The sequence below is a fragment of the Microbacterium sp. genome, assembly GCF_044508325.1.
Taxonomy (GTDB): Bacteria; Actinomycetota; Actinomycetes; order Actinomycetales; family Microbacteriaceae; genus Microbacterium.
Map to the genome: position 1 here is coordinate 26,341 of NZ_JBIQHX010000013.1, position 17,965 is coordinate 44,305.

At 70.9% G+C, this 17,965-nt stretch carries 17 protein-coding genes and 1 tRNA gene; 6 read left to right on the forward strand and 12 right to left on the reverse strand.

Annotation, left to right across the window (positions count from 1 at the left end; translation table 11 throughout):
- Position 1 precedes the first annotated feature (1 nt).
- From ACIWQI_RS11250 to ACIWQI_RS11265, 4 genes are read right to left on the reverse strand one after another with little or no spacing between them, the layout of a single operon-like run.
- A complete protein-coding gene (locus ACIWQI_RS11250; RefSeq protein ID WP_396657480.1) occupies positions 2 to 346 on the reverse strand; it encodes a TadE family type IV pilus minor pilin in 345 nt (114 codons plus the stop codon).
- Positions 343 to 537, reverse strand: coding sequence for a DUF4244 domain-containing protein (locus tag ACIWQI_RS11255; RefSeq protein ID WP_396657482.1), 195 nt, complete (start codon positions 535 to 537; stop codon positions 343 to 345). The genes ACIWQI_RS11250 and ACIWQI_RS11255 overlap by 4 nt, the downstream gene beginning before the upstream one ends.
- Before the next feature lie 58 nt (positions 538 to 595).
- Complete coding sequence (locus ACIWQI_RS11260; RefSeq protein ID WP_396657560.1) at positions 596 to 1,462, reverse strand: type II secretion system F family protein; 867 nt, start codon at positions 1,460 to 1,462, stop codon at positions 596 to 598.
- Positions 1,459 to 2,493: a TadA family conjugal transfer-associated ATPase gene (locus tag ACIWQI_RS11265; RefSeq protein WP_396657484.1), complete on the reverse strand. Its 1,035-nt coding sequence runs from the start codon at positions 2,491 to 2,493 to the stop codon at positions 1,459 to 1,461. Before ACIWQI_RS11265 ends, ACIWQI_RS11260 begins: the two co-directional genes overlap by 4 nt.
- Before the next feature lie 372 nt (positions 2,494 to 2,865).
- On the opposite strand from ACIWQI_RS11265, the gene acs reads away from it, so the two are divergent.
- A complete protein-coding gene (acs, locus tag ACIWQI_RS11270; protein WP_396657485.1) occupies positions 2,866 to 4,845 on the forward strand; it encodes an acetate--CoA ligase in 1,980 nt (659 codons plus the stop codon).
- An 18-nt stretch (positions 4,846 to 4,863) separates the two neighbouring features.
- Here acs and ACIWQI_RS11275 read toward each other — a convergent pair whose 3' ends face one another.
- Both ACIWQI_RS11275 and ACIWQI_RS11280 read right to left on the reverse strand, forming a co-directional pair.
- Entirely contained in the window at positions 4,864 to 5,331 is a 468-nt protein-coding gene (locus ACIWQI_RS11275) for a RidA family protein (RefSeq protein ID WP_396657487.1), read from the reverse strand.
- A 12-nt stretch (positions 5,332 to 5,343) separates the two neighbouring features.
- On the reverse strand, positions 5,344 to 5,562 hold the full coding sequence (locus ACIWQI_RS11280) for a hypothetical protein (protein ID WP_396657488.1): 219 nt from the start codon (positions 5,560 to 5,562) through the stop codon (positions 5,344 to 5,346).
- A 100-nt stretch (positions 5,563 to 5,662) separates the two neighbouring features.
- On the opposite strand from ACIWQI_RS11280, the gene ACIWQI_RS11285 reads away from it, so the two are divergent.
- From ACIWQI_RS11285 to ACIWQI_RS11300, 4 genes are all read left to right on the forward strand, one after another.
- Complete coding sequence (locus ACIWQI_RS11285) at positions 5,663 to 8,284, forward strand: transglycosylase domain-containing protein (RefSeq protein WP_396657490.1); 2,622 nt, start codon at positions 5,663 to 5,665, stop codon at positions 8,282 to 8,284.
- Positions 8,281 to 9,228: a metallophosphoesterase gene (locus ACIWQI_RS11290; protein ID WP_396657491.1), complete on the forward strand. Its 948-nt coding sequence runs from the start codon at positions 8,281 to 8,283 to the stop codon at positions 9,226 to 9,228. The genes ACIWQI_RS11285 and ACIWQI_RS11290 overlap by 4 nt, the downstream gene beginning before the upstream one ends.
- Positions 9,229 to 9,317: 89 nt before the next feature.
- Positions 9,318 to 9,394, forward strand: a tRNA-Pro gene (locus tag ACIWQI_RS11295).
- 22 nt (positions 9,395 to 9,416) lie between these two features.
- Positions 9,417 to 10,190 (forward strand): HAD-IIB family hydrolase, encoded by a 774-nt coding sequence (locus tag ACIWQI_RS11300; protein ID WP_396657493.1) that lies wholly within the window; start codon positions 9,417 to 9,419, stop codon positions 10,188 to 10,190.
- Here ACIWQI_RS11300 and ACIWQI_RS11305 read toward each other — a convergent pair.
- Positions 10,165 to 11,424, reverse strand: coding sequence for an alpha-hydroxy-acid oxidizing protein (locus tag ACIWQI_RS11305; RefSeq protein WP_396657562.1), 1,260 nt, complete (start codon positions 11,422 to 11,424; stop codon positions 10,165 to 10,167). The genes ACIWQI_RS11300 and ACIWQI_RS11305 overlap by 26 nt on opposite strands.
- 27 nt (positions 11,425 to 11,451) lie before the next feature.
- Between ACIWQI_RS11305 and ACIWQI_RS11310 the strand changes: the two genes are divergently transcribed.
- Entirely contained in the window at positions 11,452 to 12,294 is an 843-nt protein-coding gene (locus ACIWQI_RS11310) for a DUF1295 domain-containing protein (protein ID WP_396657495.1), read from the forward strand.
- On the opposite strand, the gene ACIWQI_RS11315 is transcribed toward ACIWQI_RS11310, so the two are convergent.
- The 5 genes from ACIWQI_RS11315 to ACIWQI_RS11335 are packed head-to-tail and all read right to left on the reverse strand — an operon-like array spanning position 12,295 to position 17,898.
- On the reverse strand, positions 12,295 to 12,954 hold the full coding sequence (locus ACIWQI_RS11315; RefSeq protein ID WP_396657496.1) for a thymidine kinase: 660 nt from the start codon (positions 12,952 to 12,954) through the stop codon (positions 12,295 to 12,297). It abuts the gene before it with no gap.
- Between the two features lie 33 nt (positions 12,955 to 12,987).
- Positions 12,988 to 14,994, reverse strand: a complete 2,007-nt coding sequence (locus tag ACIWQI_RS11320) for a DUF2207 domain-containing protein (RefSeq protein WP_396657498.1) — start codon at positions 14,992 to 14,994, stop codon at positions 12,988 to 12,990.
- Positions 14,995 to 15,040: 46 nt separating this feature from the next.
- Complete coding sequence (locus ACIWQI_RS11325) at positions 15,041 to 16,513, reverse strand: malate:quinone oxidoreductase (protein ID WP_396657500.1); 1,473 nt, start codon at positions 16,511 to 16,513, stop codon at positions 15,041 to 15,043.
- 59 nt (positions 16,514 to 16,572) lie between these two features.
- Complete coding sequence (locus tag ACIWQI_RS11330; protein ID WP_396657501.1) at positions 16,573 to 16,785, reverse strand: PLDc N-terminal domain-containing protein; 213 nt, start codon at positions 16,783 to 16,785, stop codon at positions 16,573 to 16,575.
- Between the two features lie 42 nt (positions 16,786 to 16,827).
- A complete protein-coding gene (locus ACIWQI_RS11335) occupies positions 16,828 to 17,898 on the reverse strand; it encodes an aspartate-semialdehyde dehydrogenase (protein WP_396657502.1) in 1,071 nt (356 codons plus the stop codon).
- Positions 17,899 to 17,965: the final 67 nt, after the last annotated feature.

A 17,965-nucleotide genomic window follows, 5' to 3' on the forward strand; every position in this document is an offset into this window, starting at 1 on the left:
GTCACCGGCCCCCGTCGAGGGCGCACGAGGTGGCCGACAGCGGCACCGTGACATCACCCAGCACGCGGGCCGAGGCGGAGGCCGTGGCGCACACGAGTCCGTCGCGCCGATCGATCCCGAGCCGGGCGCCGTCGACGGCGCGCGTCACGGCCTCGGCCGCGGCGCCGCGGTCGTCGCCGCGCGCGACCAGCCGGGCCGCGTCGGCGGCCGCATCCTCCAGGCGCACACGTGCCGAGGTGGCCGCGAGGGCACCGACGCCGAACGCGATCAGCAGCACCAGCACGGGCAGGACGATCGCGAACTCGGCTGTGACCGAGCCGCGATCGTCTCCGGCCCGGCGGCTCACGACACGGTGAGTGCGCGGCGGACGAGATCGGTGAGGATGCCGCGCACCTCGTCGGAGCGCATGATCACCACCAGCAGCCCGGCGAAGGCGACCGCCGCCATCGTGGCGATGGCGTACTCGGCGGTGGCGGCTCCGGACTCGTCGGTGAACAGCCGCGCCGAGCGGCGACGGGTGAGGCGTGGGACGGTCATGGGACTCTCGCTTTCTGTCGGTGGGCACGGGCTCGGAGAAGCGGGCACGGGGTCTGGCTCAGAGGGGCAGGGACGTGCTCGAGAGCACGCTGATCATCAGCGGCGCCACGCCGAGCAGCAGGAAGGCGGGCAGTGTGCACACGCCCAGCGGCAGGAGCAGCCGCGAGCCGAGGGCGGCCGCGCGCAGCCTTCCGTCGGTGCGGGCGGCCTGCCGTTCCTGTGCGGCAGCGGCACGCAGCAGCTCCACCGCCGGGACGCCCGCGGTGCGGGACAGCTCGAGCACGTCGCCGATGCCGTCCGCCGGCGGGATGCCGGTCTCGGCGACCAGCGCGCGGGCGCGGTCGATCGAGACGCCCCCGCTCAGGGCGACGGCGACGAGTTCGGCGTGCAGCCCGGGCACCGCCTCCGGCGGCTGCGCCCGCCGCACGAGCGCTGCGGTCCAGCGGCGGGCGGCGACGATCAATCCGAGCCCGCCGAGCAGGCACGCCGCCCCTCCCACCGAGCCGAACAGCACGCCGACCGTGTCGAACCCGAGGGCGACGCCGAGGACGGCGCCCAGCGGCGGCAGCCACAGCATCAGCCGCGCGGTGCCGGCAGGCTCCGCGAGCGCGATGCGCACGTCGTCGGCGGCCTCGTGGGCGTCGCGCAGGGCTTCGGCGACTGCGCGCAGGCTGTCGGCGAGCGGCGCCCCGACCGTGGTCGCGACCTGCCAGGCCGCGGCCACCTGCGCCCACGGTCCGCCGCGTGCACGCAGCGCGTCGACGACGGACGTGCCGTCGTCCCCTCCTGCCGCGCCGAGGTGGCCCCACGCCGCCGCGGGGGCGACCCCCGCCTGCAGCAACACTGCCAGGCGCAGCGCCGTGGCCGCGGCATCCCGCGCCTGCGCCCCTGCCTGCGCACCGGCATCCCGCCTTCGCCCGGTCAGGCCCACGGCGTGCTCTCCGCGATGCCGAGCCGGTCTCCGTCGAGGATCAGGCGCCCGGCCCCGGCGAGCCGCCGCGCCCCGGACGCGTCCCGGGCCAGGTGCAGCACCCACGCGATCGCGCTCACCGCCTGCCGGGCGAGGGCGCGGTCGTCGAGGCCCGCGAGCGCGCCGAGTGCCTCCAGTCGCGCCGGCACATCGCTCAGCCCGTTCGCGTGCAGGGTGCCCGCGCCGCCGTCGTGGCCTGTGTTCAGCGCCGACAGCAGCTCGCGCACCTCGTCGCCGCGGCACTCGCCGACCACGATCCGGTCCGGACGCATCCGCAGCGCCTCGCGCACCAGGCGCGCCAGGCCGACGCCGCCCGCGCCCTCGAGGTTCGGCTGCCGCGCCTCCAGCGCGACGTGGTGCGGGTGGCGCGGCCGCAGCTCGGCGACGTCCTCGATGGTGACGATGCGGTCGGCGGGCGCCGCCGCCGCGAGCAGCGCCGAGAGGAGGGTGGTCTTGCCCGAGCCGGCCGCGCCCGTGATCAGCAGGTTCTCGCGCCCGGCGACGATCTCGCCCAGCCAGGACAGCACCGGCGGGGACAGCATCCCGTGCGCGGCGAGATCGTCCAGGCTCGGGGCGTCCATACGCGGGATCCGCAGCGACACGAGCGTGCCGCCGGTCGACACCGGCGGCAGCACGGCGTGCACGCGCGCGCCGGATTCCAGCCGCACGTCCACGCAGGGGGTCGCGTCGTCGATGTGCCTGCCGCCGGCGGCGATCAGCGCCACGGCGAGCGCGCGCACCTCCTCGTCCGACGCCTCCCAGTCCTCGACGCGCGTCGCACCCTCGCCGCGGTCGAGGTACAGCCGGTCGGCGCCGTTGAGGAAGGCGTCCGTGATCCGCGGGTCGTCCAGGTGCGGCGCGAGCCGGTCCAGCAGGGGGTGCGGCGGGAGCACCGGGGCACGGACGGCGGCCGGCGCGGACTCGCTGGTGGCGGATGCGCCGGGCGCCGCGCTCGCCAGCGGGCGGACGACGAACGGCTCGGGCATGCAGCGACCGTACGGATGCAGGCACCTGCACGCGGCGTCTGCCGCCGCGGCCGTGGACAACAGGCGGGCGGATGGGCCTGGGGAGGGGCGCTGGCCGCACGAGCGAACGGACGCCTGCAACAGAAAGGGCGGCATCCAACAGGGGGGAATTGGATGCCGCCACACGCAGCAGCCCGTTGGGGGGCGTTCGGGCGGCTGCAATGCCAGAACCGATGTTCGGCCGCTGTCGAGCATACGCACTCGCCCGCCCGCACCCAACACAGGAACCGATATATCGGACGAGCCGCACGAGTCGGTCCTGCGGCGGTATTGTCGGCGAGTGGCCGGCGACGCGTCGGCAGCCCGTCCCGTCCGCGAAGGAGCGCACATCAGATGAGCACAGCGAGCAGCCAGATCGATCACCTCCTGAACGAGACGCGGCGCTTCGCGCCGCCCGCGGAGTTCGCCGCCCAGGCGGTGGCCACCGCGGAGCTCTACGAACAGGCGGCTGAGGATCTCGAAGGCTTCTGGGCGGAGCGGGCGCGGGAGCTCGTGCACTGGCACACGCCGTTCACCGAGGTGCTGGACTGGAACAATCCGCCGTTCGCGAAGTGGTTCGCCGACGGCGAGCTCAACGTCGCGTACAACTGCCTCGATCGGCACGTGGAGGCGGGCATCGGCGACCGGGTGGCGCTGCTGTGGGAGGGCGAGAACGGCGACGAGCGCCGCGTCACCTATGCCGAGCTCACCGATGAGGTCAAGCGCCTGGCGAACGTGCTGCAGGAGCTGGGCGTCGGCCACGGCGACCGGGTCGCGATCTATCTGCCGATGATCCCCGAGGCGGTGGCGGCGATGCTCGCCTGCGCGCGGATAGGTGCCATCCATTCGGTCGTGTTCGGCGGCTTCTCGGCCGACAGCCTGCGCTCGCGGATCGACGATGCCGCCGCGAAGGTGGTCATCACCGCCGACGGCGGGTATCGCAAGGGCAAGGTGTCGCCGCTCAAGCCCGCGGTCGACCTGGCCCTCGGCGAGCGCGGCGGGTCGGGTCCGCAGGAGACGGTGGAGCACGTGATCGTGGTCCGCCGCGGCGGGAACGACATCGACTGGACCCCCGGTCGCGACATCTGGTACCACGAGGCCGTGCCGAATGCCTCGGACCAGCACGAGGCGCAGCCCTTCCCCGCCGAGAACCCGCTGTACATCCTCTACACGTCGGGCACCACCGGCAAGCCCAAGGGGATCCTGCACACATCCGGCGGCTACCTCGTCCAGTGCACGTTCACCAACCGGGTCGTGCACGACCTGCACCCCGAGACGGACGTGTTCTGGTGCACCGCCGACATCGGATGGGTGACCGGCCACTCGTACGTCGTGTACGGGCCGTTGGCCAACGGGGCGACCCAGGTGCTGTACGAGGGCACGCCCGACACCCCGCACCCGGGCCGGTGGTGGGAGGTGATCCAGAAGTACGGGGTCACCATCTTCTACACGGCGCCCACCGCCATCCGGTCGTTCATGAAGATCGGCCGCAAGGTGCCCCGGAAGTTCGATCTCTCGTCCATCCGCCTGCTCGGCTCGGTGGGCGAGCCCATCAACCCCGAGGCGTGGATGTGGTACCGCAAGATCATCGGCGGCAAGACCGCCCCGGTGGTCGACACCTGGTGGCAGACCGAGACCGGGGCGATCATGATCTCGGCGCTGCCGGGGATCACCGAGACCAAGCCCGGGGCGGCGCAGGTTCCGCTGCCGGGGATCTCGGTGGATGTCGTGGATGACTCCGGTCAGCACGTCGGCAGCGGCAACGGCGGGCTGCTGGTGGTCACCAGGCCCTGGCCCAGCATGCTGCGCGGCATCTGGGGCGACCCGGAGCGGTTCCGGGAGACCTACTGGGAGAAGTTCGAGGACCGGGGCTACTACTTCGCCGGCGACGGCGCGCGTCTGGACGAGGACGGCGACATCTGGCTCATGGGACGCGTCGACGACGTCATGAACGTCTCCGGCCACCGGCTCTCGACGGCCGAGATCGAATCGGCCCTGGTCGGCAACGACGCCGTCGCCGAGGCGGCCGTGGTGGGCGCATCGGACGAGACGACCGGCCAGGCGGTCGTGTCGTTCGTCATCATCAAGGAGTCGTTCCTCGCCGAGCACTCGCCCGCGGGGCTCGCCGACACGCTCCGGCAGTGGGTGGGGCAGCAGATCGGGCCCATCGCCCGGCCCCGCGACGTCTACATCGTCAGCGAGCTGCCCAAGACGCGCTCCGGGAAGATCATGCGGCGTCTGCTGCGCGACGTCGCCGAGGGCCGCGAGGTCGGCGACACGACGACCCTCGCCGACACCGCCGTCATGAGCGTGATCTCGGCCCAGCTGAAGTGACGGGCAGGGCCCGGCCGGTCAGAAGTAGGTGAAGACGACCTCGACCTCGACCGGGGTGTCCAGCGGCAGCGCCGGCGCGGCCACCGCCGAGCGCGCGTGCCTGCCGGCCTCGCCGAAGACGTCGCCGAGCAGCTCGCTGGCGCCGTTGATGACGCCGGGCTGCCCGGTGAACTCGGGGACCGAGGCCACGAACCCGGTGACCTTGAGCACGCCGTCGAGGCGGTCCACCCCGCCCACCGCGGCAGCCGCGGCCGCGATGGCGTTCAGCGCGCACAGACGGGCGCAGTCCTTCGCGTCCGCCGGGGAGACGAGCCCGGCACCCTCGCCCACCTTCCCGGTGGCCGAGAGCGCTCCGGCCACCAGTGGCAGCTGCCCCGACGTGTACACAAGATCGGAATGGACCTTCGCCGGAACATAGGCGCCCGCGGGTGTCGCCACCTCCGGAAGCTCGATGCCCAGCTCAGCCAGCCGCTCGGATACTGCCACGTCGATCCCCAATCAGTCCTCGAACCTGCGTGCCGCGTCGGCCGCGGCATCCAATCCTGTGTTCGCCGTCCCGCCGGACTCGCCCACCGGCCGCTTCAGGTACGCGACCAGACCGCCTTCCGGGCCCTGCACCACCTGCACCAGCTCCCACCCCTGCTTGCCCCAGTTGTTGAGGATCGCCGCGGTGTTGTGGACGATCAGCGGCGTGGTGAGGTACTCCCAGGTGGTCATGTTTCTCCCGTGCAAGAACTGCCTGATCCATGTCGGAAAAGTGCTGTGGATGCCTGTGTTCTCAAGGCTTCCCACAGCTAACTCCCCTACGATCAACCCTATGCCCGAAACGAAACGGACAGCCAGGGGGGTGCTCGGCGGCTTCGCAGGCCTGATCGGTCTCGCCGCCGTGGCCGGTGTTCTGGTGACCGCTACGGTCACCCCGGCGATCGCCCTCACGAGCAACGCGGCCGACAACGCCATCAACCTGTTCAACAGACTGCCCAGCTACCTCGACATCGACGCGCTGATGGTTCCGACGACCCTGTACTACATGGATCCGAAGACCGAGGAGTACGTCGTCGACACGCAGTTCTACGACCAGAACCGATCGCCGGTGACATACGACGAGGTGGCCCCGGTGATGTTCGATGCGATCCTCTCCTCCGAGGACCCGCGCTTCTACGAGCACGGCGGCATCGACATGATCGGCACCGCCCGCGCCCTGCTGCAGAACTTCCGGGGCGGCGGCGAGACCCAGGGCGGATCGTCGATCAGCCAGCAGTACGTCAAGAACGTGCTCGTGCAGAAGTGCGAGTGGAACGCGACCACCGAGGACGAGAAGCAGAGCTGCTGGCTCCAGGCGACCACGGCTGTGGGCACCGAGGGCTACCAGCGCAAGCTGCAGGAGATGCGGTACGCGATCGCGCTGGAGCAGCGCTACTCGAAGAACGACATCCTGCTCGGCTACCTCAACATCGCCAACTTCGGCGGCACCAACTACGGCATCGACGCGGCCGCGAAGTACTACTTCGGCGTGTCCGCCGCGAACCTCAGCCTCTCCCAGGCGGCCACGCTCGCCGGAATGGTGCAGAACCCGAACAACTTCCGCATCGACCGGCCCGAGGGCTCGTTCTACCACGCGTCGAGCGACACCTACACGAACAGCGCCGAGGACGGCTACGCCGACACGACGGTCCGCCGCAACTACGTGCTCGACCGCATGCTCGCCGACGGCAAGATCACCAAGGAGCAGTACGACGAGGCCAAGGCCGAGCCGCTGACCCCGAACATCACCGAGCCGAAGACCGGCTGTGCGGTGAGCGTGGCGCCGTACTTCTGCCAGTACGTGAAGTCGATCATCTCGAACGACCCGACGTTCGGCGACACGTGGGAGGACCGCCAGAAGACGCTCAAGCAGGGCGGGCTGCAGATCTACACGACTCTCGACCTCGAGCTGCAGCAGACCGCGGCCAAGACGATGGAGAAGTACACGCCGGCCAAGCTCCGGCTGCGCGGCGGGGAGTCCGGCGGTGACTTCGGCTCCGCGGCCACCAGCATCGAGGCCGACACCGGCCGCATCCTCGCCATCGCGCAGAACACGAAGTTCAGCGAGAGCGCCGAACTTGCCAAGAAGGACAAGTCGTACACCTCGCTCGTCTACGCCGGCGACAAGAACACCGGCGGCTCGATCGGGTTCCCCTCGGGCTCGACGTTCAAGCTGTTCACGCTCGTCGACTGGCTGGAGAAGGACCACTCGCTCAACGAGGTGCTCAACGGGCGCGCTCGCAACTTCGATCGCTTCACGAACTCGTGCGAGGGCGACTGGGTACGTCAGGCCAAGGACAAGATGGTGCCCAACTCCGGGAACGCCCCCGGCTTCGTCGGCACCCCGCTGCGGTTCACCACCACGTCGATGAACTCCGGCTTCTTCGCGATGGCGCAGGAGCTCGACCTCTGCGACATCAAGAAGGTGGCCACCAAGCTCGGCGTCGAGAAGGCCGACGGCACCGGCCCGGTCGACATGACCACCCAGTTCTCGATCCTCGGCTCGAACAACGTCGCTCCCATCGCGATGGCCGGCGCCTACTCGGCCGTGGCCAACAAGGGCGTGCTGTGCACCCCGCGCGCCATCGACCGCATCACCGACTCCGAAGGCAACGAGCTGCAGCTGCCCAAGAGCTCCTGCGAGCAGAAGCTCGACCCGGCGGTCGCCGCGACCACCGCCTACGCGCTTCGCACGGTCATGACCGGCGGCACCGGCACCGCCGGGAACCCCGGCGGCGACACGCCCGTGATCGGCAAGACCGGTACGCACAACAAGACCCAGACGTGGCTCATCGAGTCGAGCACCAAGGTGACCACCGCGGTGTGGGTCGGCAACGCGAAGGGCGACGGCGACGTCTTCTCGAACTCCGCGAAGGGCACGAACGTCGCGTACATGCGGTTCTACCTGACCCGCGACATCCAGCGGAAGGCGAACTCGCTGTACGGCGGCGACAGCTTCCCGAGCCCCGACAAGAACCTGACGCGCACGATCTACCGCGATCTGCCCAACGTGATCGGCATGTCGGTCGACGACGCCACCCGGACCCTGCACAACGCGGGCTTCGAGGTCAAGGTCGGCTCGGCCGTCGACTCCCCCGAGGGCAAGGGCATCGTCGCCGACCAGAGTCCGGGCGCCGGCCGGGTCGCCGGCGGCACGACCGTCACGATCCACCCGAGCAACGGGCAGGGCGTCTCGATCCCCGGCGGGCTCATCGGCGCACCGTATCAGGAGGCCCGCAACACCCTGATGGGCGCCGGCTTCGGCAATGTCGACATCCAATGCCAGGAGGCGGAGGACGGGTCCGGCCTGGTGGTGTCGGTGAGCCCCGGCGAGGGCACCGTCACGAACCGCAACACGCGGGTGACGCTCGTGTTCACCGACGAGCGCTGCCGCGGCGGCGGCCAGCGCCCGTGACCGGCAGCCGCTCTCACCGCACCGCCCTCACCGCTCTCGCAGCGGTGGGGGCGGCCGGCTCGGCGGCGGCGGTGTGGGGCATCGGCATCGAACGGCACCTGTACACGGTGCGTCGACACACGCTGCCGATCCTCGAACCGGGCACCCAGACGCTGCGGATCCTGCACATCTCCGACGTGCACATGGCGCCCTGGCAGCGCGGCAGGCAGCGCTGGATCGCTTCGCTGGCCGCACTGCGTCCGCACCTGATCGTCAGCACCGGCGACAACCTCGGCCACAGGGACGGGCTGGAAGGCGTGCGCGCCGCATTCGAGCCGCTGCGCGGCATCCCGGGTCTCTACGTGCACGGGTCCAACGACCTGGTCGCCCCGGCCCCGCGCAGCCCGTTCACATACTTCTCCGGACCGTCCCGACGTCACATCGCGGTGCAGCAGCTCGACACGCAGGCGCTCGACGCCTACCTCGACGGCCTCGGCTGGCACAGCGTCGACAATGCGGCCGTCTCGCTCGAGGTGCGCGGTCACCGCATCGACGCGTTCGGGGTGGGCGACGCCCACCGCGAGCTGGACCGTCTCGACCTCGTGCCCGGCATGGTCGACGAGCTCCGCGAAGCGGACGGCTCCAGCCACACCGATCCGGAGCCGCTGACCATCGGGGTCACGCACGCGCCGTACCGGCGGGTCCTCGACGTCTTCACCACGCACGGCGCCGACCTCATCTTCGCCGGCCACACCCACGGCGGCCAGGTGCGGGTGCCCGGCTACGGCGCCCTGGTGGCCAACTGCGACATCCCGCTGCGGCAGGCGCGCGGACTGAGCTCGTGGACGCGCTCGGGCCGCACGGCGCCGCTGAACGTGAGCGCCGGCCTCGGCCACTCGATCTACGCGCCGGTGCGCTTCGCCTGCCGGCCCGAGGTCTCGCTCCTGACCCTCACGCCCGCCTGAGGCCGCGGACGGTCGGCCGCGCGGACCGTTCCGGTCGCGGCCCGCGTCCGTGACCGCCCGCAGAGTCAGGTAGACTCGGGGGGTTGCCACGGGGTGTGGCGCAGCTTGGTAGCGCGCTTCGTTCGGGACGAAGAGGCCGCAGGTTCAAATCCTGTCACCCCGACCACGCGATGATTCGCGCCAGGACCATGACTGACACAGCCATCCCCCGCCTCGTCGCCTTCGACCTCGACGACACGCTTGCGCCCTCGAAGTCGCCGATCCCCGCCCGCATCGGCCAGCGGCTGATCGAGCTCGCAGAGCGCGTCGAGGTGGCCGTCATCTCCGGCGGGCAGATCGCCCAGTTCCGGTCGCAGGTCGTCGACCGGCTGCCGCCGGCATCCGATTCCGCCCTCGAGCGCATCCACCTCATGCCCACCTGCGGCACCCAGTACTACCGCTACGACGGCACCGACTTCACCGCCCGGTACGCGCACGAGCTCAGCGCCGACGAGCGCGCCCGCGCCATGGCCGCGGTCGAGGACGAGGCGCGCCGGCTCGGGTTCTGGGAGGCGCAGACCTGGGGCGACATCGTCGAGGACCGCGGCTCGCAGATCACCTTCTCGGCGCTGGGCCAGCGAGCACCGCTGGACGCGAAGATCGCGTGGGACCCGACGGGGCACAAGAAGAACACGCTGCGCGCGGCAGTGGCGGAGCGTCTGCCCGACCTCGAGGTCCGCTCGGGCGGCTCCACCTCCGTGGACATCACGCACCGGGGCATCGACAAGGCGTACGGGATGCGGCAGCTCGCCGCCGAGACGGGGATCCCGCTGGAGGACATGCTCTTCGTCGGCGATCGGCTCGACCCCGACGGAAACGACTATCCGGTGCTCGCGCTCGGGGTGCGCTGCCACGCCGTGACCGGGTGGGAGGACACCGTCGCCTTCCTCGACGAGCTCATCCCGACGCTTCCGCGGCGCTGACCGCCGAGGCGGGCACCAGCCGCCGCAGCTGGGTGACGTGGCGGGGTTCGAGCTCCTCCAGTGACGAGACGCCGAGCAGCTTCATCGTGCGCTCGATCTCGCCGCGCAGGATCTGGATCGCGCGGTCGACCCCGGCGCGGCCGCCGGCCATGAGCCCGTAGAGGTAGGCGCGGCCGATCAGCGTGAAGCTCGCGCCCAGCGCGATCGACGCGACGATGTCGGCGCCGTTCATGATGCCGGTGTCGATCATCACCGTGGCATCGGGCCCCACCTCGCGGACCACGTCGGGGAGGAGATGGAACGGGACGGGCGCGCGGTCGAGCTGTCGGCCGCCGTGGTTGGACAGGACGATGCCGTCGACGCCGCGGTCGACCAGACGTCGCGCGTCGGCGACGGTCTGCACTCCCTTGACCACGATCCTGCCCGGCCACAGCTCGCGGATGACATCGAGATCGTCGTACGAGATCGTCGGATCCATCGCCGCGTCCAGCAGTTCGCCCACGGTGCCGCCCGTCGAGGTCAGCGACGCGAACTCCAGCGGCGCCGTGGTGAGGAAGTCGAACCACCACCACGGGCGCGGGATCGCGTCCAGCACGGTCCGCAGGGTCAGCTGCGGCGGGATCGAGAAGCCGTTGCGCCGATCCCGCAGCCGCGCTCCTGCGACCGGGGTGTCGACGGTGAAGAGGATCGTGTCGAACCCCGCTGCGGCGGCCCGCCGCGCCAGGTCGTAGGAGATCTCGCGGTCGCGCATGACGTACAGCTGGAACCACAGCCGCCCGTCCGGATCGGCGCTGCGGACGTCCTCGATCGAGGTGGTTCCGAGGGTGGAGAGGGTGAACGGGATGCCTGCGGCCCCCGCCGCCGCCGCCCCGGCCCGCTCCCCCTCGCTGTGCATGAGGCGCGTGAACCCGGTCGGCGCGATGCCGAACGGCAGCGCCGAGGGCGCGCCCAGGATCCGGCAGGAGGTGTCGACCTCGGTCGCGGGCTTGAGGATGTCGGGGTGGAACTCGATGTCCTCGAAGGCCTGCCGCGCCCGCGCCAGCGACACCTCGCCGTCGGCGGCGCCGTCCGTGTAGTCGAAGGCCGCCCTCGGTGTGCGTCGCTTCGCGATCCGCCGCAGATCGGCGATGGTGAGAGCGCCGGAGAGGCGGCGCTTCCGGCCGTTGAGCTCGGGCCTTCTGAACTTCAGGAGCTGGAAGACTTCGGAGGGCACGGGCAGCCGTCGCTGGACCATCACCTACCCGAGACTAATCTGATGCACATGGATCCGCTCTCCCTCGTCCTCATCGTCGCGGGCGTGACGTGCGCCTTGTGCTGGATCGCCTCGCTCCTCACGAAGGACACGTCGTGGGTCGACCGCGCATGGTCGGTCGTGCCCGTCGTCTACGTGTGGGTCTTCGCCCTCGCAGCGGTCATCGCCGGCCGGCCCGACGCACGCCTGCTGCTCATGGCGGGGCTCGTCACCGCCTGGGGGGCCAGGCTGACGTTCAACTTCGCCCGCAAGGGCGGCTACACGGGCATGGAGGACTACCGCTGGGCGATCCTGCGCGCGCGCATGAAGCCGTGGCAGTTCCAGGTGTTCAACGTGCTGTTCATCGTGCTGTTCCAGAACGCCCTGCTGGTGCTCATCACGCTTCCGGCATATGTCGCATGGCTGCATCCCGCCCCCGTGGGCGTCTGGGACGCGGTGCTCGCCGTGCTGTTCGTCGCACTGCTGGGCGGAGAGTTCGTCGCCGATCAGCAGCAGTGGGACTTCCACCAGGCGAAGCGGCGTGCCGGAGGCGACCTGCCGCCGGGGTTCGCGACCACCGGCATGTTCCGGTACAGCCGGCATCCGAACTTCTTCTTCGAGCAGGCGCAGTGGTGGGTCTTCTACGTGATCGGGGCGGTCGCCGCCCTGGCGGCGGGCGAAGGACTGTGGGGCGGGGCGCTGAACGCGTCGATCGCCGGACCGGTCCTGCTCACCGCCCTGTTCATCGGCTCGACGATCTTCACCGAATCCATCACGGCGTCCAAGTACCCCGCGTACGCCGAGTACCAGCGCACGACGTCGATGATCGTCCCACTGCCGCGCCGGCGGCGGCGTGCCGAGGCGACGATCTGATCAGCCCAGGCGCCCGCCGGACTCCCGCAGATAGCACTCGGCGCACAGCGACTCGTACGTGACCTCGGTCGCCCCGCCCTCGCTGAGCATCGTGGTGGCGTCGATGGCGACCTGGTCGCCCTCGAACACGAAGCGGCCGTCGGCCTGGCGCGCGTTGAACAGCGCCTTGCGCCCGCAGCGGCAGATGGTCTTGAGCTCCTCCAGGCTGTGGGCGAGGTCGAGGAGCCGGCGCGAGCCGGGGAAGGCCTGCGTGCGGAAGTCGGTGCGGATGCCGTAGGCCAGCACCGGCACGCCGTCCAGCACCGCGATGCGCAGCAGATCGTCGACCTGCGCGCGGGTGAGGAACTGCGCCTCGTCGATGAGGAGGCAGGCGACGTCGGCCGGCGGACGGTGCAGGCCGGTCAGCTCGTCGTGCCGGTGCTGCACGGCGGAGCGGTGCTCGGCGAACAGCCCGCGCAGGTCGTCGTCGCCTCCGATGAGGAAGTCGACGGTGCGGGTCACCCCGAGCCTGCTCTCGATCTGGTCGGCGCCCTTGGTGTCGATGCGGGGCTTGGCCAGCAGCACCTGCTGACCGCGCTCCTCGTAGTTGTGCGCGGCCTGCAGCAGCGCGGTGGACTTGCCGGAGTTCATCGCGCCGTAGCGGAAGTAGAGCTTGGCCACCCGCTGATTCTAGAGGGCGGCGATGGTCGGGGCTCAGCGGCCGCCGATGCCGCCGCCTCCTCCGCCCCCGCCGGAGAACCCGCCGCCGCTGGAGCCGCCGGACGACGACCAGGAGCTGGAGAACGAACTGCCCGACGAGCTGCCCGACGAGCCGCTGGAGACCGGGGTCGCCGCGAGGCGGCCGGCCGCGGACGAGGCATCCATGAGGCTCGAGCTCTCCAGCGCCTGGAACAGGAGGACGTGACTCGTCACGGCGACCGCCGGCTGCGCCTGCCTGATCACGCGCACCCACTCATCCTCCATGCCGAACAGCACCGCGTACGGCAGGAGCCGCTCGTAGAGGTTGACGACCGCTGCCCCGGGCTCGTTGGGCGCATCGCCGAACGGCCGGCGCCCGGCGCTGACCAGGTCGGCCGTCCGCGGCGACTGCGCGGCGCGCAGCCGGTCCTCCTCGGCGAGGGCGAGATAGTCCCGGATCCCCTCCAGGTACGTGCGATGCATTCCGCCGGCGAGCGTGAGAGTGGTCTCGGGCAGACGCACGAACGGAAGCACGATGAAGGTGCCGAATCCGGCGACGGCCGCGAGCACATAGAGGACATCGCCGGCGGTGCCGAGGTCTGCGAGCACCTCGGGCTGCCCCGTGAACAGCAGGAGGATCGCGACGAGGAGGCCTCCGAACTGCAGCATCGACTTGACGCCGCCGATCCACGACGGCCGCTTGACGCGGTAGCCGCGCTGCACCGTGGCCTCGTCGATGCGCCGCACGTAGGTCACCGCGCGGCCCGGCGGCTTGCGGGCGAACGCGCCCAGACGCATGGTGGCCCCGGGCTCGGCCTTGCGTCCGAAGAGCGTGTCGACCACGCGGCGGTCGTCGGGGTCGAGGCCGGCACGCGTGACGAGCACCACATCGAAGTCGTCGGCGACCTCGCGCGCACCCGACGCGCGCAGCTCGATGATGTCGCGGACCGCGAGGTCGACCACGTGCGCGGCCAGGGCGCGCGACGGCACGCCGAGCACGCCGGCCGACAGGGTGGGCGACTCATCCTCGGGCGGGCTGTACTGAACGATGACCGGCGACCGGTCGGGGTTGCGCTTCAGGAACGCGCGCAGCACCAGCACGATCGGCAGACCGATGATGCCGAAGGCCAGCGCGATGACGGGGACGATCCACTCCCACCACGGGTACGGCGGGGGCGGCGGCGCGCTGAGCGCGGCGAACGTGCCCTGCTCGAAGCCCACGGCGACCGTGATGTTCTCGTCCGGCCCGAGGTCGGTCTCCGTCGCCGTGAACACCACGGTGGAGACCTCGGCCGACGCGTCGGCGGCCCAGTCGGCACCGGCGGCGGCGGCCCAGTCCCGGACTTCCGGCGGCAACGCCGCAGCGGTGCGCTGCTCGTCGATGGTGCAGCGGTCGGTCGAGCCTGCTTCGCCGACGTAGCAGAACGCGCGCCCCGGCAGCAGCCGCTCGGTGGCATCGGGCGCGACGTGCACGCGCGCGGTGACCCGCGCGAACGGCTGCGCGTGGTCGGTGCCCACCGTGTCCCAGTAGAACTCGTCGGCGCCGGCGTCGGGATAGCGCAGCACGACGTCGCTCATCACGTACGAGATGACGTACGTCTGCCGCCCGTGCACGTAGTCGTCGGTCCCGGTGAGCACGTAGACCCACTCGTCGTCCTCTTCGATCCACCAGGGGATGAAGGCGCCGTCCGCCCCCGTGACGGAGATGACCCACGGGTCGAGGTCGATGCCCGAGCCGGTGCGCGGCAGCCGCCGCACGATCCCCTTGTTCTGATCGAAGTCCGGGAAGGCCGCCACGAGCGTCTCGGTCGTGTACAGGAGGGGGCGTCCGGCGGCGCCGCGCACAAGGTAGTAGTCGGCGTCGAAAGAGTCGAACGAGAAATCGTCGACGTCGGCGACGACGGATGCCGCGAGCGCGGCCTGCGGCACCGGAGCCGCCGCTGCAGGCGCCGCCGCGGGCGCGGACAGGACGAGTGCCGCGGCGGCCGTGAGGGCTGCGGCGAGCCGCGGCATCCAACTCATGCTCCCCAGGATAGGGGGACGGCACCCGCCGGACGAGGCGGGACCGCTATGCGTTGAGGGCGAGCGCCTCTGCCGTCTCGGTGAGGGTCTCCTGCGCGGCGGCGGGATCGCTGTTGAGCGACTCTCCGAAGCTGGGCACGAGTTCCTTCAGTGCGGGCTTCCACTGCGCGAAGCGGTCAGGGAAGCACCGCTCGAGCAGGTTCAGCATGATCGCCACAGCCGTGGAGGCGCCCGGTGACGCGCCCAGCAGCCCGGCGATGGTGCCGTCGGCGGAGGCGACCACCTCGGTGCCGAACTGCAGCACGCCGCCCTTCTCGGGGTCCTTCTTCATCACCTGGGCGCGCTGCCCGGCCTGGATGAGGGTCCAGTCCTCGTCCTTCGCGGTGGGCATGAACACGCGGAGGCTGTCGACCTTGCGCCGATGCGTCTTGGTGAGTTCGCCGACGAGGTATTTGATGAGGTCGAAGTTCGTGAGGGCGACTTTCAGCATCGGCCCGATGTTGCCCGGGCGCACCTGCGCGACGATGTCGGTGATGCGGCCCTGCTTGAGGAACTTGGGGCTGAAGGTCGCGAAGGGGCCGAACAGGAGGGCCGACTCGCCGTCGACGACGCGTGTGTCCAGGTGCGGGACGGACATCGGCGGTGCGCCGACGGATGCCTTGGAGTACACCTTCGCCTGGTGCTGCGCCACGATCGCGGGATCGGTGGTCTTGAGGAACTGGCCCCCGATCGGGAAGACGCCGTATCCCTTGATCTCGGGGATGCCGGAGGACTGCAGGAGCTTGAGCGCCCAGCCCCCGGCGCCGACGAACACGAAGCGCGCCCTGACGCGACCGGGCGTGCGGCCCACGGTCCGGCGGTAGTTCACGAGCCACGTCCCGTCGCCCTGGCGCTTGAGGCTGCGCACCTCGGTGTCGGTGACCACGTCGACCCCGCGATCCTGCAGGGCGTCGAAGAGCTGCCGGGTCAGCGCGCCGAAGTCGACGTCGGTGCCCGCCGGCACGCGCGTCGCGGCGAACGGCTCGCCCTTGCGTCGCTTCTGCATGAGCAGCGGCGCCCACCGGTTGATGACCCGGGAGTCCTCGCTGTACTCGATGCCGGAGAACAGCGGCTGCTGCTTGAGCACCTCGTACCGGTCCTTGAGGTACGCGACATCCTCTTCGCCGCGCACGAACGTCATGTGCGGGGTCGGGTTGATGAACGTCTCGGGCGCGTCCAGAACGCCGCGCTCGACGAGCGTCGACCAGAACTGGCGGCTGAGCTGGAACTGCTCGTTGATCTGCACGGCCTTGGCGGGATCGAGCGAGCCGTCCTCGCCCCGCGGCATGTAGTTCAGCTCGCACAGGGCGGCATGCCCCGTGCCCGCATTGTTCCACGCGTTGGAGCTCTCCTGGGCGACATCGCTGAGGCGCTCGAAGGCGACGATCGACCAGTCGGGCTGCAGCTCTTTGAGGAGGGTTCCCAGGGTCGCGCTCATGATGCCGCCGCCGATCAGCACGACGTCGACGGTTGCAGTCACCCCTCGATTCTAGGCCGCGCGCGAGGGTGCCCTGTGCCCGGGCCGGGCAGGCCCTGCCGTCAGCGACGGATGCCGAACAGGAAGTACGTCGCCGGGCCGATCCAGTTCACGAGGATGACGGGGATCCACGCAGGCTTCGGACCCTTGACCTCCGCGGAGTCGCGGTGGGCGAGGTCCCAGAAGGCGAGGAACGCGAACGCGACCTGGATGATGCCCACGACGCCGAGCACGAGCTTCGCGGCCGGATTCTGCAGTTCGGTCTTGCCGGTCATTGCTCCTCCTGGACGTGTCCTGGATCTGCTGCGGAGCCGCGCCTAGACCTGGGCGCCCAGGCGTGCGGCGACGAGCTCGGCGATCTGCACGGCGTTGAGCGCCGCGCCCTTGCGCAGGTTGTCGTTCGAGATGAACAGCACGAGCCCGCGGTTCTCGGGCGCGGACTGGTCGGCGCGGATGCGGCCGACGAAGCTCGGGTCTTTGCCGGCGGCCTGCAGCGGGGTGGGCACCTCGTCGAGCACGACGCCGGGAGCCTCGGCGAGGACCTCGCGTGCGCGGGCGGGCGTGATGTCGCGCGCGAACTCCGCGTTGATGCTCAGCGAGTGGCCGGTGAACACCGGCACCCGCACGCACGTCCCGGCGACCCGCAGGTCGGGCAGTTCGAGGATCTTTCGACTCTCGTTGCGGAGCTTCTTCTCTTCGTCGGTCTCGTTGTCGCCGTCGTCGACGAGGTTCCCGGCGAACGGGATGACGTCGAACGCGATGGGGGCGATGTACTTCTCGGGCTGCGGGAACTGCACCGCTCCCCCGTCGCGCACGAGATCGATGGCGCCCTCCTGCGCGACGACCGCCTCGACCTGGCCGAGCAGCTCCTGCGCGCCGGCAAGGCCCGAGCCGCTGACGGCCTGGTACGTGCTGACGATGAGACGCTCCAGGCCCGCTTCGGCGTCGAGCGCCTTCAGGACCGGCATCGCCGCCATCGTTGTGCAGTTCGGGTTGGCGATGATCCCCTTGGGCGGGTTCACGGTGGCGTGCGGATTGACCTCGCTGACCACGAGGGGCACCTCGGGGTCCATGCGCCACGCGCTGGAGTTGTCGATGACCACGGCGCCCGCTTCGGCGAAGCGCGGGGCGTGCGCACGGCTGCCGGTCGCCCCGGCTGAGAAGAGGGCGATGTCGATGCCGGCGGGGTCGGCGGCGGCGACGTCTTCGACGACGATCGTGCGGCCGCCGAACTCCACCGCGGTGCCCGCCGAGCGCGCCGTGGCGAGCAGCCGCAGCTCGCGGATCGGGAACGACCGCTGCGCGAGGATCTCCAGCATCACGGTGCCCACCTGTCCGGTGGCGCCGACGATGGCGACGTTGAGGCCTGAATCGGAGATGCGGGTCATGCGGATCCTTGCGTCGGTGAATCTCCGATTCTACCGGCGGCCGGATGCCGCGAGCGCCCGAGCATGG

Coding starts and splice junctions, on each gene's coding strand:
- ACIWQI_RS11255 (WP_396657482.1), bottom strand. CDS start 537: ATGACCGTCCCACGCCTCACCCGTCGCCGCTCGGCGCGGCTGTTCACC.
- ACIWQI_RS11265 (WP_396657484.1), bottom strand. CDS start 2,493: ATGCCCGAGCCGTTCGTCGTCCGCCCGCTGGCGAGCGCGGCGCCCGGC.
- acs (WP_396657485.1), top strand. CDS start 2,866: ATGAGCACAGCGAGCAGCCAGATCGATCACCTCCTGAACGAGACGCGG.
- ACIWQI_RS11280 (WP_396657488.1), bottom strand. CDS start 5,562: ATGACCACCTGGGAGTACCTCACCACGCCGCTGATCGTCCACAACACC.
- ACIWQI_RS11285 (WP_396657490.1), top strand. CDS start 5,663: ATGCCCGAAACGAAACGGACAGCCAGGGGGGTGCTCGGCGGCTTCGCA.
- ACIWQI_RS11300 (WP_396657493.1), top strand. CDS start 9,417: ATGACTGACACAGCCATCCCCCGCCTCGTCGCCTTCGACCTCGACGAC.
- ACIWQI_RS11305 (WP_396657562.1), bottom strand. CDS start 11,424: ATGGTCCAGCGACGGCTGCCCGTGCCCTCCGAAGTCTTCCAGCTCCTG.
- ACIWQI_RS11310 (WP_396657495.1), top strand. CDS start 11,452: ATGGATCCGCTCTCCCTCGTCCTCATCGTCGCGGGCGTGACGTGCGCC.
- ACIWQI_RS11320 (WP_396657498.1), bottom strand. CDS start 14,994: ATGAGTTGGATGCCGCGGCTCGCCGCAGCCCTCACGGCCGCCGCGGCA.
- ACIWQI_RS11330 (WP_396657501.1), bottom strand. CDS start 16,785: ATGACCGGCAAGACCGAACTGCAGAATCCGGCCGCGAAGCTCGTGCTC.
- ACIWQI_RS11335 (WP_396657502.1), bottom strand. CDS start 17,898: ATGACCCGCATCTCCGATTCAGGCCTCAACGTCGCCATCGTCGGCGCC.